The sequence below is a fragment of the Methylobacterium sp. SyP6R genome (genome assembly GCF_019216885.1).
Classification (GTDB): domain Bacteria; phylum Pseudomonadota; class Alphaproteobacteria; order Rhizobiales; family Beijerinckiaceae; genus Methylobacterium.
In genome coordinates, this window is record NZ_JAAQRC020000003.1 from 104,061 (window position 1) to 117,764 (window position 13,704).

The following is a 13,704-nucleotide window of genomic DNA, read 5'->3' on the forward strand; positions in this document are numbered from 1 at the left end:
GCGGATGCGGACCTCGCTCATCCTCGCCGCCGTCGGCGGCGGGCTCGCGCTGGCCGGGCCTGCGCCGGCCCAGGCGCAGTCGATCGGCAATAATTGCCTGGTGCGGCAGGCAGCCGACGCCGCCGTGCAGCGCCAGATCGCGCTGATCGACGCCGCCAAGGTCAATCCGTCGAGCTTCTTCAACGGCCCGAACAGCTGCATCGCCGGCGACCTGCTCAAGCGGTTCGACCTCTCGAACCTGATCCCGGACCTGTCCGGGTTCCTCACGAGCACGGCGACGAGCCTCGTCCAGTCGGTGATCGACCAGGCCAAGCGCCAGGTCTGCCAGATCCTCGACAGTCAGCTCCAGGATACGATCCGCAGCATCAATCAGCAGATGGGAAGCTTCCAGAGTTCGGTCACCGGCGATCTGTTCCGGCAGCTCAACGGCTCGATCTCGCCGATCACGCTGCCGAGCATCACCAATCTCGGGACGTACAGCCACGTCCAGAATACGGCGTTCGGCTCGGCGCTCACGAACCTGACGCCGACGCAAACCTCGCCCCCTGTGGTGCAGCAGGACACGGCCGCGCCGGCAGCGTCTTCCACGATCGTCGTCCCGCCTTGGTCCGGCACCACGACCAGCAGCGGATATGAAGGGATCAATCAATGACCGTCCGGATCGCTCTGCTTTCCTCTGCCCTGTTCCTGGCAGCAGCGAGTTCCGCTCAAGCTCAGAAACCTGCCCTGCCTCTCGGCGATTGGACCAACTCGCCCGTCTCGGAGAAGGCATGCCAGTGGCCAGAACTCACCATTGAAAACCAACGCCTGATCCAGCGTATCGACCAGGAAGGCATCCGTGGCGAGGCACGCTGCAAAATTCTCAAAATTAAAAAGCATACTAAATGACTTTTATTTGTCGATACTACGTGTGATTGGGATAAGCATGTCCCTCAAGGAATGCGAGAGAGTCCCGACAATGAACATGATGAATATTTTTCCTTGAATGTTGTCGGTCAGAGGGAGATAATGTTTAACAATATCAGTTATAATCTTTGCCCGGCTAAGCCGGAGGGCGCTCGATGATCCGTGCCGCCGCATCGGTTTGCGGGCTGATCGCCCTTGGTCTCTCGCATGTGCCGGCATCGGCCGGCACCTGCCTGACCGCAGACATCATGAGCCCTGGGGGACAGCGCGTTTCCTCGCCCTACGGCGTCAACAGAACCGGCCGCCCGGGAGCCTCTGCGGGGTATCATCAGGGCATGGATATCGTGAACAGTCAGGGGGCTGGGACACGAATATTCTCCGGTTCATCCGGTCCCGTCCGTTATTACAATTTCACGGGCGGCGGCATCATTGCTGACGTGACCTCCGGAGATACCCGCTTTCTCTATCTCCACATGAACACCACGGCGCTCTCGAAGGACCAATCAGGTCAGGTCGCGGCTGGTGATGACGTCGGGACGATGGGCTGCAAGGGTATGAAGTCCTGCGCCCCGCACCTTCATCTCGGCGCGCTTCTCAGGGGCAACGCTCTGTCCGCTTCGGGAGCGAGCGGCCGTGCCTGGAAGATGGGAACCGGCAAGGGCGCAAGCCCGATGACCGGCGATGCGATCAAGGCAGCCCTTCCGGCGGCCTGGTACTACGTCAATCCCGAGCGGTTCCTGCCGCGCCAGATCCCGATCTCGACCAAGTATCCGGACATGGAAGGCGGGCCGCGCGACACGACCCTGCCGAGAACCTGTGCACCTGGCGCCAACGATGCCGCCCCTAGCGAGACCGTCTCGCGCTCCGATACCCAATCCCGGCAGGCCTCGATCTCGGCTGCGGCGGAGCACCCGGCCGGCTCGGAGGATCACGCGGTCAAGGTCGCCAACCAGCCCAACCGCAGCCTCTTCATCGAGCTGGCGCGCACCAACGCGACCGAGCTGACCGCCAACACTTTCGACTACGACGCGCAGACGGATGCCGCGCTCGCCCAGCTCGTCGCCCTCTACGCCCTCGATGCCCGTCCCGTTGAGGCCAGGCCGTGACGCGCCGGCCTCTCCTCCTCCTTCCGGCCGGCGCGGTCCTTGCCGTCGCCTCGGCGTCTCCCGCCCAAGCGCAAGGGCTCTTCCCGCAATGGGAGATCTCTCTTCAACGCATGCTGTCCGGCATGAAGGTCTCCGGTGCGCAGTCGAGCGCCACGTCGCTCCAGACCACCAACGGCCACAAGGCGGCGGCCGAGGCCGTCGCCTCGGCCCTGGTGAGCCAGGACAATGCCCTCCGCGTCGCCCGGGCCCAGCACCAATACGGCTTCGATACCGGCACGGGCTACGCCGCCTGCGACGTCGCGCTCGGGATCAGCCAGGAGCGCGACAGCTACGCCTCTGCCGACAAGGTCCGGCAGAGCTTCCGGCAAGCCGACCAGGGTTGGCTCACCAGTGGAGGTGACGCCGCCGAGCGCATGGGCGCCACCCTCGACCAACGCCGGACCTTCTACTGCTCGCCCTCCGAGCAGACCACCGGCTGGTGCACCGGCGCCAGGCCGGGCGGCTTCGGCGCCGGCGACTCCGATGCCGCGCCCTGGCTCCTCAACCGCGACTACGGCGCCGAGGAGGTGATGACCGCAGCCGACTACCTCGACGTCGTCGCCCCCCTGCCGACCGTGAAGCCGAACCCCTCCACGGCCGAGGAGGAGGCCACCCTCGTCATGGCCCGGCGCCAGGGCGCGATCATGAGCGGCGCCCGCGCCAGCCTCGTCGGCGTCATCGTCGGCGGCATGGGCGGAGACAGCCGCCAGGGAGCCTCGCCATGACCCGTCGTATTCTCCTCTCGATCCTTGCCGCCGCGGCGATCGGCGCCGTCACCCCGGCGCAGGCGCAGACCTGCTTCGGCGTCGAGGCGCGCGTGAACGTCGCGACTTCGACCCTCACCACGGCGATCACCGGCGCCATCACCACCACCGAGGCCGGCCTCATCGCGCAGGAGATCGCCGAGCGGGCTCGGCTCCTGTCGGCGGTGAAGGTCCTCACCGCGCAGTCGGCGGCAGGATCCGACCAGGTCTCGAACGGGTTCCGGGCGTCGAGCGAGGCGCTCGCCACCACTGTCGTCACTCAGGAGCAGCGCCAGGCCGTGGCGGAGGCAACCCACCGCTACGGCTCGGTCGGCTACGACCCGTGCGGGTCGAACACGAAGGCGCAGGCCCTCTACACGGCGATGAGCGGCTCCGCCGCCGCCCGCCAGCAGATCGTCACGCCCGTGCGCGCCCAGCCCGGCCGCTACGCCGATCCGAAGGACTGGGTCTCCGACGTGAAGAACGGCGACGCCCCCGACGGCGCGGCGCTCTACGGCGGCGACGCCGCGGCCGCGTCGAAATTCATCAACACCGTCGTCGGTCCGCCCGACCCGCAACCGAGGAATACGGGCAGCAGCACCGCCGCCGATCGGGACCGCCTGGAGAAGACGGGGCGAGACACCTTCCGGTCGATGACAGCGGTCGTCCTCGCCGACATCGCGGCCGATTACCGTGCCGACGGGCCGATCGCGCAGGCGCGAACCCTTTCGACCCACTGGCAGGGTAACGATGGCGGGGCCGCGTGGGCGGCCGGTGTCGCCGGACAGCACGATCGCGGCATCATCCAGGACGCGGTGCGGATGGAGGCGGCGAACCTCGCCCTCCTCGCCCACCAGATCAAGCGCGGCATGCGGACCGAGGCCACGGCCGCGGCGCTGCTGCTGGCCATGGTCAACGCCCGCCTGACGAACAGCGTGCCCGCGCCGAGCCGCGGCCCCCTCACCCCGGCGAGCTACCAGGCGCCATGATGAAGCAGATCCTCCTCGCCGCCGCCCTCGCCACCAGCCTCGCCTCGCCGGCGGCGGCGCAGTTCTGTGGCGTCCTCGATCCGATCTGGATGGCCGGCCACGAAACAGCCACCGCCGCCCTGAGCGCCAGGGTGGCCACCATGGGCACCACCATCGCGACGCAGCGCAGCCTCACCCTCGAGATGCTGCTGTCCGCCATGAAGGTGCAGACGGCCCAGACCGCGACCAACGGCGAGCGCGAGGTCAACCTCGTCAGCAACACCCAGCAGGCCGTCGCCTCGACCCTGTCCCAGGTCGCGCAGCGCCGCGCCCTGGTCGACGCCCGCGAGCAGTACTCGATCGACACCGGCCAGGGCGTGAACGCCTGCGGCTCGATCGACCTGCTGAACGCGACCAGCCGCGCCATGGGCAACGTCTCCACGACCGGCCGGGAGACCTATCGCAGCCTCGACGTCGCCCCGGGCAAGAACACTCCGGTGCAGGAGGCGTCCCGCAGTCGCTTGCAGGATCCGACCAAGACCGACAGCGCGGTGTTCTTCGATCCCGCCGCCGGCGACGACGACCGCAAGGCCGTGATCGAGGCCATGGCCGGGCTGCCGATGCCCAAGCCGACGGCCAACATGCCCGGAGCCGAGGCCGACGTGATGATGCTGCGTGCCCGCAAAGTCGAGGCCCTGCGCTCGCCCGCCCTCGTCTCCCTCAGCGCCGTCCGGGCGATGTCGTCCACCGACCACCACCAGATCGGCACCACCGCCGGCTCGCCGCTCGCCCAGCTCGACGCGCTCATCAGCCAGTACGGCGGCGGGCCACAGTTCGAGGCGTGGTCGGCCGGCCTCGCCGGCCAGTCCGAGCACGGGCTTCTGATCGAGCTCACCCGGATGCGCTCGATGTCGCTGGCGCTGCGCCAGCAGCTCGTCGAGCAGCAGGCCCGGACCTCGGCGGTGTTCGCCACCATGCTGGCCACCCAGGCCGGCGGCAACCTCTAGGGGATTCCCGTGCTCCGCAGGATCATCGCCGCCGGCGCGAGCCTCGCCGCATTCGTTGCGGCCGGCGTCGCCCAGGCCCAGACGACGAGCAAGGAGGTCTTTACACCGGTCACGAACGACCTGGCGCTGATCAACCTGCGCAAGCTCCTCGGCTGCGTGGTCGACGGCGTGTGGAAAGCCGCGACCTGCTCGGACGATCGCCCGCTCACGGTGGCGCTCGGGTATTTCAACGTCGGCTGCCTGATCGTCTCGACGATCCTCGCTTGCTACCTGCTCTACTCGCTCGTCGCCGACACCGCGAACGACGGCCAAGCGTTCGGGCGGGGATCGAGCGCCAAGTACACCATTCTGCGGGTGCTGGCCGGCGCGATCCTCAGCCTGCCGATCAAGTCTGGCCTGTCGCTCGTGCAAATCCTGGTGGTGCAGATCGCCGTCTGGGGATCGGGGTTCGGCGACACGCTGTGGACCCGCGTCGCCGTGACAGGGCTCACCGGCATGTACGGCACCCTCGCCCAGCCGACCCAGGCGCTCGGCGACTTCGCCCTGCGCGGCAAGCTCGCCAAGGTGCTCGAAGCCCGCCTCTACGGCCACGTCTGCGCCCAGTCGTTGATGCTCTACGCCAGGAACGTGTCGGGCCGTGCCAAAGCCGCCTCCATCGTCACTCAAACCGCCACCGATACCGGTATGTTCGGCTCATGGAGCCCGCAGACGACGACCTATTATTTTGCAGACACGAATGGATATTTTCGCAGATCGACCAACCTCTGCGGCTCCATCGTCTACGAGCACCAGAAGATCAACGTCAACCTGTCCGATACGAAGGATGCCAGTACGACGTCCCTCCTGATCGCGCTGGCCGAGCAGCAGAGCCAGCGCGCGTTCCAGGCGGCGTTCAACAGCCTCGACAGCGCCGCGAGCGGGATCGCCACCACCATCATGTCGGGTGCCCGCGACGAGCAGGCGATCCAGGGCCGTATCAAGGATGCGATCGATGCAGCCTATACCAACGTGAGCCAGAGCCTGACCCAGGCCAACAATTCGCAGCTCGATCAGGCTCTTCGAACCTACCTGGATAATTCGACCGAGAATGGCTGGCTGTCCGCTGCGCTATGGCAGCGCTCGATGAGCCTCGTGCAGGCCAAGCTGCTCGCCGCCTCGGCCGGTCCGAGCGCCTCGGTGACGACGGTCCCGCCGGCCGCGATCTCGACCTACATGCCCTCGCTCGGCCACAGCGCCTACTGGCCGCTCGCCCAGGAGGCGCAGCGCAACGTCAACTATGTCGGGACGTTCTCCGGCTTCATCGCCGCGCAGGGCACGGGCAGCGTCGCCCGCATCGCCAGCGACGATCCGGCAGCGCAGGCCGACCCGCCGAGTATTTTTGCCCGCGCACTCTCAGGTATCTACTCGGGCGTACTTAGCATCATCAGCCGGCCGGAGAGTACGACTTGGAGAGATCCGATCCTCGAGGTGCAGGAGATCGGCCAGAGCATCGCCAGTTACGGTCTTGTTGCAATGGGTGCCGGAGTAGGATCAGATTTTATAGGATGGGGGTTAGGTTTTGTCAAGCATCCAGCCGCAGGAGCGGGGCAAGCAATTGCCGAAAAAGCTTCCGGCTTCCTCTATCTCCTGGCAATGATCCTCTTTGCCGCGGCGTTCATTCTGGTCGGCCTGGTGCCGTTCGTGGTCATCGTCCACTTCCTGATGGGTACCTTCAACTGGTTCCTCGTCGTTGCCGAGGCGATGATCGCGGTGCCGATCTGGCTCCTCACGAAGTTCATGCCGGCCCGCTCCGACAGCTTCGTCGGCAACAGCGGTCAGGGCTACATGTTCTTCCTCGGCATCCTGCTGCGGCCTCCCCTGATCGTCGTCGGCCTCCTCGCCTCGCTCCTCCTGATGCGGGTGGGCATCGACATCACCAACGTCTTCTTCCGCGGGGCACTCGCGATGCTCTCGCCCGACGGCACCATCGCCTACGTGATGGTCGGGACCGCCGGGCTGTTCGTCTACGCCGTCCTCCTGTTCTCGATCGTCATGCTGTCGGCGGGTCAGATCAGTGCCCTGCCCGAGACCGTGCTGTCCTGGATCGGCGCCCAGCTCGAGCGACGTGCCGGCAGCAGCGCAGCCGTCGCCGCGGCCGGTATCGTCGTGCCGAGCCCGCCGGGCAGGATCCCGGGCGGCAACGCGGCCAGAACAGCCGGCGCCCTGACGTCCGGCACCCGGGCAGGCTCGAAAACAACGGGCAACACCATGCTGTCGATGATCCGCGGCCGGAACAAGGGCTGAGGGGAGCGTGATCGATGAACGATGATACCCCGAACGAGGTCGCGTGGCATTTCGGGATCGCGACCGCCCTGTCCTTCTCGATGATCGCCGCGCCGTTCGTGCCCGAGGCGATCCTGGCCTATGCCGGGTACCGCTTCCTGCGCCATTTCACCTATGGCTGGCGCAGCTGGCGCGCGCCGGGACGCGTGCCGCACCACCTCGGACGGCGCGGCTACCGCGACGAGACCACGCGCCGGCGCGGCGACGCCACCTGGCCCGTCGGCCTCGCGAGCACCGGCCAGGTCTGGCTGCGGCGCGAGGACCTGGTTCAGGGCGTGGCGATGGAGGGAGACGACACGCGGTGGCAGGCCCAGGCGATGACCACGCTCGTTTTCGGGGCCTGCATCAATCGCATGGGCGCCATTATCGTCGAGGGAATCCCCAAGGCCCTTCCCAAGCCCGCCGTCCGCGGCGCGCCCGATCCGGAACCTGGAGCCATCAGGAACCCGGATATGCTGACCCGGCAGATCGCCAGCGTCGCGCGGCCCTTCGGCCGGGACCAGGAGGTCTACTCTATCGATCTCAACGCCGTGCCGCAGCCGCCCCTGCGGATAGAGGACTCGACGCTGGCAGCAGCGATCGCGGACCTGCGCCTGGGCCCGGAGGCCGAAGCCCTCCATGCCGTGCTGATGCCGTTCGTCAAGGAGATCGCCACACGGTTCAAGAAGAACCCGCTCGAACTCTATGCGTCCTTCGTCGACGAGGTCGCACTCGAACATCTGGTCGAGGGCAAGTACGAGATCGACGGGCATGAGGTCAGCACCGACGACGTCGACTCGCCCGAGGGCTTTGCTCTTCGGGCAGCGATCCAGCCAATCTGCGGCCTTCCGGACGACAAACGCGAGGCCGGCCGCAAGGCCCTCGCCGCGCACGCAACCGAGATCGCCGGCCTCAGAAGCTTCTCGCTCACCGAGGGCTTCGAGCTGCGCTCCGCCATCTCGGCGCAGGGGATCGTCTGCATCCGACCATCGTCACCCCTGACCACGGCGCTCGTGATCGCGCGCTGCACCGAGGCTTTGATCGAGGGCAAGCCGGGACACGCCGCGGACAACCTCATCCACGTCGCATATCCCGGGGAGCTGTCAGGCAAGTCGGCGCGACGTTTCCGGGCCGCAGCCGTAAAGGCCGGTGCGATCGGTACCCTCTCCCTCCCGGCGAGACCACCCGGCCACCTCTACAAGGCCGTCCGAAAAATCACCGCCCTTCGCTTTCAGAGCAGGGCTGGAACGCGAAATGCTTCGGTGGAAAGTTCAAAAATCATCTCCGCGCTCAAAGATTGTCCTTTCGTGCTCGATGTCGAGCTCCCTGGTTTGCCGAAAAACAATTCACGCGCATTTTAAGGGACAAGATTTTTTTAAAATACAATTCGATTGCGATCGATTACCGACAGGTAATTGCCTAAGAAATATTTTCGGCTCGCGATTTTATTGGCTCACCTTTAGTTGAAGGCGGGATTTTGATCAGGTCATGATGGTGGCAAAGCGCGTGGCCTTGGCCCTGAGATTAGCTCTCAGGGCGATAAAGGACTCTGCGCTAAGAGAATCCGTAGCTATCCCCTGATTCAGACAATATTCCATCCTGATTATTCTCCAATCGATACTGCGATATAGCCGCCAGAGCGGAATATCTGCTTGTGATCGACAGGGCCGCCCAACTGTCGCAAGCATTGCTCTGAGCATTTCCTCAGATATAATTGCAATAGAAAAGACAGAATTCATATTTAATATTTCAACGGCTCGCCATTGTGCGTGATCACAGCATCATCAAATATACGATGCATTTGGGCACATAGCAGCGGAAATGCAGTCCCCCGATTGAGGATCGCCTACCCCGAGCTTATGATCATGGCGAAGCGCTACATCCTGATCGTCGCGAATTCTGAAGTCTTTCGAGCATGGTCTATATCAATTTCCATAACTATACAGTGAAGCTAAATCAAATCGGATTGACCAATACAACAGGATCTGGCCCATCGGGGACGACTGCCAATCTTGCAGCAGGACCGTATGACTCCGCCGACAATGGGAGATATGCTGTCCTGCAGAGCATCGACGTCAAAGGTACCGTAACTTTTAATCAATATCGATCCGATGGCACTCTCGACACGGGAATTTCTAATCCTAGTATAGTTTATCAAACTCCATATCAATCTTCCAGCGCGATTCTGTTCGCAAATACCTATCGAGGAGGCACTGACTATTTAGTTTTGTCGCAGCAGAGGATTATTTTTGGAGCCCCGAGCTCAAGTTTTACGCTAGCAAACGATCAAAGTTTAGGTACTTATGATACGAGCACGGGTACTTATATCCCTTGCTTCGCCACCGGCACGCTGATCACCACGACGAAGGGAGACTTGGCAGTCGAAGCACTCGCGGCCGGCGATCATGTGATCACCGCGTCGGGCGAGATACGTGAGATTGTCTGGATCGGGCATCGCCACCTCGACGGACTCGGCCGCGCATTACCGGCACATCAGCAGCCGATCCGAGTGCGCGCTGGTGCCTTCGGGCCAAGGCTGCCCGGCCGCGACCTCTTCCTGTCACCTGGGCACCCCGTCCTCGTCGGCGCCAGCACGGCGAATGAAGGCGGTCATCACGTGCCGATCATGTGCCTCATCAACGGCACGACCATCGCCCGCGAGCCGGCCGTGTCGGTGACTTACTGGCACGTCGAGCTCGACGCCCACGACATCCTGCTCGCCGAGGGCGTGCCCGCCGAGAGCTACCTCGACTGGGGTGATCGCCTGTTCTTTACGGAAGCCTCGGACCACGCCCTCCATAACCCCGACTTGGTCGCGCCGGGCCTTTCCGCCCGCTGTCGGCCGGTCGCCGTGGACGGCCCGGTGGTCGAGGCCGAGCGGGCGCGGCTCTCGGGCGTGTTCGCCGCATCGCTCGGCGAGGCCTGCGGCTGGGATGAGGCCGAGCGCTTCGCCTGGATCGCGGCGTAGCTCAGAGACGAAATGGGGTTGCCCCCGGTTCGGATATCGCTGGCGAGTATACCGGGTCAAGCTGCTTGTGTGATGAGTCGAGCGCAAGGTGATCGTCGTCTCGACGCGAGCGGACTTACTCGCCAGACGATCGGCGATGCGGCCGATGTCGAGGGCAGCGGCTTTCAGCGTACGCGGGAGGTGGACTTTGACGGGTCCGAGGTCGCGGGCCAGTCGAAGATGCAGGGTGCGCCCGCCCCGATACGGCGTCTCTTCGCGATGCTTGCCCGCCGCGGTACTGCGCGGCAACGGCCCCATCGGCTTCGCGCCAACAGTCGCCTGCGCTCGCGGCACAGGGCCAGGCACGTGGTCGGGCAGGAGCGTCCCGGCGTGGCCGGCCACGAGGCGGAAGCGGAACTCGCTCAACACCAAGGCGTCGAGTCATGGATCGGTGAAGTCGAAGCCGAAGAGGTCCTTTCAGTCGATGCAGCCACGAGCCGCCTCGGCTGCGCGGCAATCCACGCGGTTCTCGGCGAATCGCAGCATGGCGACGAGCGCCAGCCGCCAGGGCCGCTTCGGCTGGGCGGTCACGAGAGGACAACAACGCCGTGAACAGCGCGTCGGCAAACACGGTACCGAGTTCATCCCTCGGTCGCTTAGAGGTAGTGCCCCGCGGAAATGCGTCCTGGATTCCAGCAGCGGTGTGGCTGGGAATCTCGGCTGGAGATCGTCGCCGCGGCGACATGGCGAGCCTTCGCAAGCGTTGGAATGCGCTGCCACATCAAAGTGCTAACCATATAGAGTGATTATCCCACAGCACCATGGAAAAATATCAGTAAAAATTCCACTCAGCAAGGCGTCCTGGCGCTGATCCTCGATTGAATATTGAGCGGAAAAAGGCAGCCTATTGACGGTTTTTAGGATCGTGGTGCGCGCGACACTTCCACGCACCACACCCTACTGTCGCTATAAGATGATCGGAGCCAGGCTATTCCGCTGCGGCAACCTGAGCTTTTTTCGTCCGGCCGCGGCGCGGCGCTACGGGCTGTATGAGCTTGACCCCGGCTTCCACCTTCCGCGCTTCAGCTTGGTTATGCCGGATCTGGCCAAGCCCGAAACTCTTGGCGAGCTCGGAGCGTTGCGCAGCATAGGTTGCAGCGACCATCGGGTAATCGTGCGGCAGGCCCCATTTCTGGCGGTACTCCGCCGGGGTCAGGCCGCGCGTCGTCAAGTGCCGCTTGAGCGACCTGTAGGACTTGCCGTCCTCAAGGCTGATGATGTAGTCCGGGGTCACCGTCTTGCGGATTGGAACGGGAGGCGTGGGCCGTTCGACCGCCGGCTCCGGCTTTACGGTCAGCTTGGCCAGCGCTGCGTGGGTTGCCACGATGAGGCCCGGCAGCTCGGACGCCGGAATATTGTTTTTCGCGACATAAGCGCCGACGATGGCGGCCGCGAGACCGACGAAATCGGCGTGGTCCTGTGTGATGTCGTCCATTGGCGAGGCCTCGAATTTCTATTCTTGTGCAGGATCAAGATAGAGGCCTCGCGACGGGACAGGTCAAGGCTTGTCGTGACGCACCGCCACAAATTTCGTTTATAACAGGTCAAGTCGCTGGCGCTTACATCCTGCCACCTCGGTTGTTGCAAAGCGATCCCAAGTCCGACAGAAGGCAGCGCCCCACGGCCCTTCCGTGCAGAACCGCTCCGGTGATCCTGCCACACGCTCCACGGCGCAGCAGGCATAGGACGTGGGCCGACCTTCGCGTGAATTTCCTGGCGCGGCGGCTCACCGGGCGGCAGGCGCGCCAGCAGACACGGCGATCCGGGAAAGCTACCTGCATCGCCTCAACGTTCTCGCATAGGCTTGAGCGATGGCGCGCTATGCGAGCCGTCGTGAATCTGAACGGGTGTGGGGCGAAGGCTGATCCTCGTCGACAACCAATCGCCGAGTTCATGACGCTTTACGCTTCTCTCACTGCAATTTCGCATACAATCTTCTCCGATTTGGCCAGACGGTACCATTGCCAAAACTAAGCGGCCGATTCATGGGCAGTTTGCATGAGCCTGGACAATAAAAAAAATTACGATTCAAGAGATATAATTGTGGAATTTTATTTAAGGCAGCCGCTATTTTCGCGCCCTGTAATAGTCTAATAATTGCTGGGTGGGCAGTCGGCGGGTCAGCGCGATCCCCCTGGAGCAGAACGACGGTTGAGCCCTGCAACGCTGCCGCGCCATGATCCTGAAACGCCTCGCACCGACCGGCGATGGCCACCTCTTCGGCCTGCCCACTCGGCAGGCTGCCCAAGCCGACCTGCTGGTCGTCATCGCGCTGGACCGGCCTCGCATACCACACGGTCCTGGGACGCGATCGGTGGCCATCCAGCGGCAATGACGAACCGTGCGGAGACCTCGATGTCCCACGGGTAGCCACGATCGGAAGGCAGTTGCGCGCGGTCTTGCGAATCGGCCTCGCTTTCACTTACGTCGCAGGTCTCGCCAAGGGCGGGCGGGGCGGCACGGATGCGGTCGATATCCCTCGCCGCTCGACTTGCTAGTCGATACAATGGCGACCAGATTGCGCCTGACCTCGGCGCGGCGGCCTGGGATGAGCCGCTCACGGATATGCCGATGACCTTCCCGTGCTCCATCCTCGATCGTCTTCTTGCCTTCGCGGAGGAAGCCGGTGCCCTCGCACTCGCCTATCGGGACCAGGGCGTTTCGGTCACTCACAAGGATGGGGATCTTGGGCAGGCCTTGACCGAGGCAGACCTCGCAATCAGCCGGATGCTTCACGCCCATTTCGACCCGCGCCTGATCGAGGAGGAAAGCGCAGACGATCTGGGCCGTGATGCGGCCAGGGCTCTTCTTCGCGGGAATGAATGGACCTTCATCGGTGATCCGATCGACGGGACGAAGCCGTATGCAAGCGGACTGGCGAGTTGGGGGACGATGGTGGCGGCGTGCCGCTCCGGCTGGCCTCGCGCTGGCGTCATCAGCCTGCCGGCTTGGTTCGACGACCGAACCGAGCCGTTCGCGATCCGCCGCAAGGCCGACCAGCGGGGCCTGATCCTCGCGGCGGCCGACGGCGTCGCATATTGGGCGCCGACGCGCGCGGGCAGGCTGGCTGGAGATCTGCGTCCCTTCCAGCGTCCTGACCGGGAAACCCTCCACGTCGGCTGGCTTCCGATCTCGGCCCAGCGATATACCCTGGATTACGAGCAGGGATTCTTTCCGTGGAGCGAAAGCAGTGCCGCCGCCGATGCCGCGCTTCTCGTCCTGGGGCGCCTCGACGCCACCTGTGTCAACTACAAGATCTGGGACGCAGCAGCGGGCCTCGCCATCGCGGAGACCCTCGGCTTTGGACTCTATCGCTGGCCGGATCTGGCACGCCCCCCTTCCGAGTTGATCGAGCTGTTCGATCGACAGTTCTCGGCACGCGACACCCTGTGGCTGCTCTGCCCCGACGAACCGACGGCTGCACGTTTCGCCCGGTCCATCCGTTGCCAGCGGTCATGAGATCCTTGCATGACGCAATCGTTCTTATGATCACGTAATTTAGTTGTCACATTATCATACAGCATTACATCCGCTTCATCATACTTTATGTTGATGGATAACATGTTAAATTTTATCAAAGATTATATGCGCAAATAATATATGGTCTTATTTTTATGTTAGATAGCA

Annotated in this window: 12 protein-coding genes; 11 read left to right on the forward strand and 1 reads right to left on the reverse strand. The window is 64.0% G+C overall.

Annotated elements, in window-relative coordinates:
- The first annotated feature begins 4 nt into the window (after positions 1-4).
- The 10 genes from HBB12_RS33200 to HBB12_RS33245 all read left to right on the forward strand — a co-directional run bounded on the left by HBB12_RS33200 (position 5) and on the right by HBB12_RS33245 (position 10,629).
- Complete coding sequence (locus tag HBB12_RS33200) at positions 5-652, forward strand: hypothetical protein (RefSeq protein ID WP_236993718.1); 648 nt, start codon at positions 5-7, stop codon at positions 650-652.
- On the forward strand, positions 649-888 hold the full coding sequence (locus HBB12_RS33205) for a hypothetical protein (protein WP_236993719.1): 240 nt from the start codon (positions 649-651) through the stop codon (positions 886-888). The genes HBB12_RS33200 and HBB12_RS33205 overlap by 4 nt, the downstream gene beginning before the upstream one ends.
- 173 nt (positions 889-1,061) lie before the next feature.
- A complete protein-coding gene (locus HBB12_RS33210; protein WP_236993720.1) occupies positions 1,062-2,012 on the forward strand; it encodes a M23 family metallopeptidase in 951 nt (316 codons plus the stop codon).
- A gap of 110 nt (positions 2,013-2,122) precedes the next feature.
- Complete coding sequence (locus tag HBB12_RS33215; protein ID WP_236993721.1) at positions 2,123-2,776, forward strand: hypothetical protein; 654 nt, start codon at positions 2,123-2,125, stop codon at positions 2,774-2,776.
- A complete protein-coding gene (locus HBB12_RS33220; protein WP_236993722.1) occupies positions 2,773-3,783 on the forward strand; it encodes a hypothetical protein in 1,011 nt (336 codons plus the stop codon). Before HBB12_RS33215 ends, HBB12_RS33220 begins: the two co-directional genes overlap by 4 nt.
- Positions 3,780-4,769 (forward strand): hypothetical protein, encoded by a 990-nt coding sequence (locus HBB12_RS33225; protein WP_236993723.1) that lies wholly within the window; start codon positions 3,780-3,782, stop codon positions 4,767-4,769. Before HBB12_RS33220 ends, HBB12_RS33225 begins: the two co-directional genes overlap by 4 nt.
- A 9-nt stretch (positions 4,770-4,778) precedes the next feature.
- Positions 4,779-7,052 carry a DotA/TraY family protein gene (locus tag HBB12_RS33230; RefSeq protein WP_236993724.1) on the forward strand — a complete coding sequence of 758 codons (2,274 nt, stop codon included), beginning with the start codon at positions 4,779-4,781 and terminating at the stop codon, positions 7,050-7,052.
- Between the two features lie 14 nt (positions 7,053-7,066).
- Positions 7,067-8,431 carry a hypothetical protein gene (locus HBB12_RS33235; protein WP_236993725.1) on the forward strand — a complete coding sequence of 455 codons (1,365 nt, stop codon included), beginning with the start codon at positions 7,067-7,069 and terminating at the stop codon, positions 8,429-8,431.
- A 554-nt stretch (positions 8,432-8,985) separates the two neighbouring features.
- Positions 8,986-10,038 (forward strand): Hint domain-containing protein, encoded by a 1,053-nt coding sequence (locus HBB12_RS33240; RefSeq protein WP_236993726.1) that lies wholly within the window; start codon positions 8,986-8,988, stop codon positions 10,036-10,038.
- 369 nt (positions 10,039-10,407) lie between these two features.
- A complete protein-coding gene (locus tag HBB12_RS33245; protein WP_236993727.1) occupies positions 10,408-10,629 on the forward strand; it encodes a hypothetical protein in 222 nt (73 codons plus the stop codon).
- A 376-nt stretch (positions 10,630-11,005) separates the two neighbouring features.
- Here HBB12_RS33245 and HBB12_RS33250 read toward each other — a convergent pair whose 3' ends face one another.
- Complete coding sequence (locus HBB12_RS33250) at positions 11,006-11,512, reverse strand: Ros/MucR family transcriptional regulator (protein ID WP_236993728.1); 507 nt, start codon at positions 11,510-11,512, stop codon at positions 11,006-11,008.
- Positions 11,513-12,648: 1,136 nt separating this feature from the next.
- Between HBB12_RS33250 and HBB12_RS33255 the strand changes: the two genes are divergently transcribed.
- Positions 12,649-13,536 (forward strand): inositol monophosphatase family protein, encoded by an 888-nt coding sequence (locus tag HBB12_RS33255; protein ID WP_236993729.1) that lies wholly within the window; start codon positions 12,649-12,651, stop codon positions 13,534-13,536.
- Positions 13,537-13,704 lie beyond the last annotated feature (168 nt).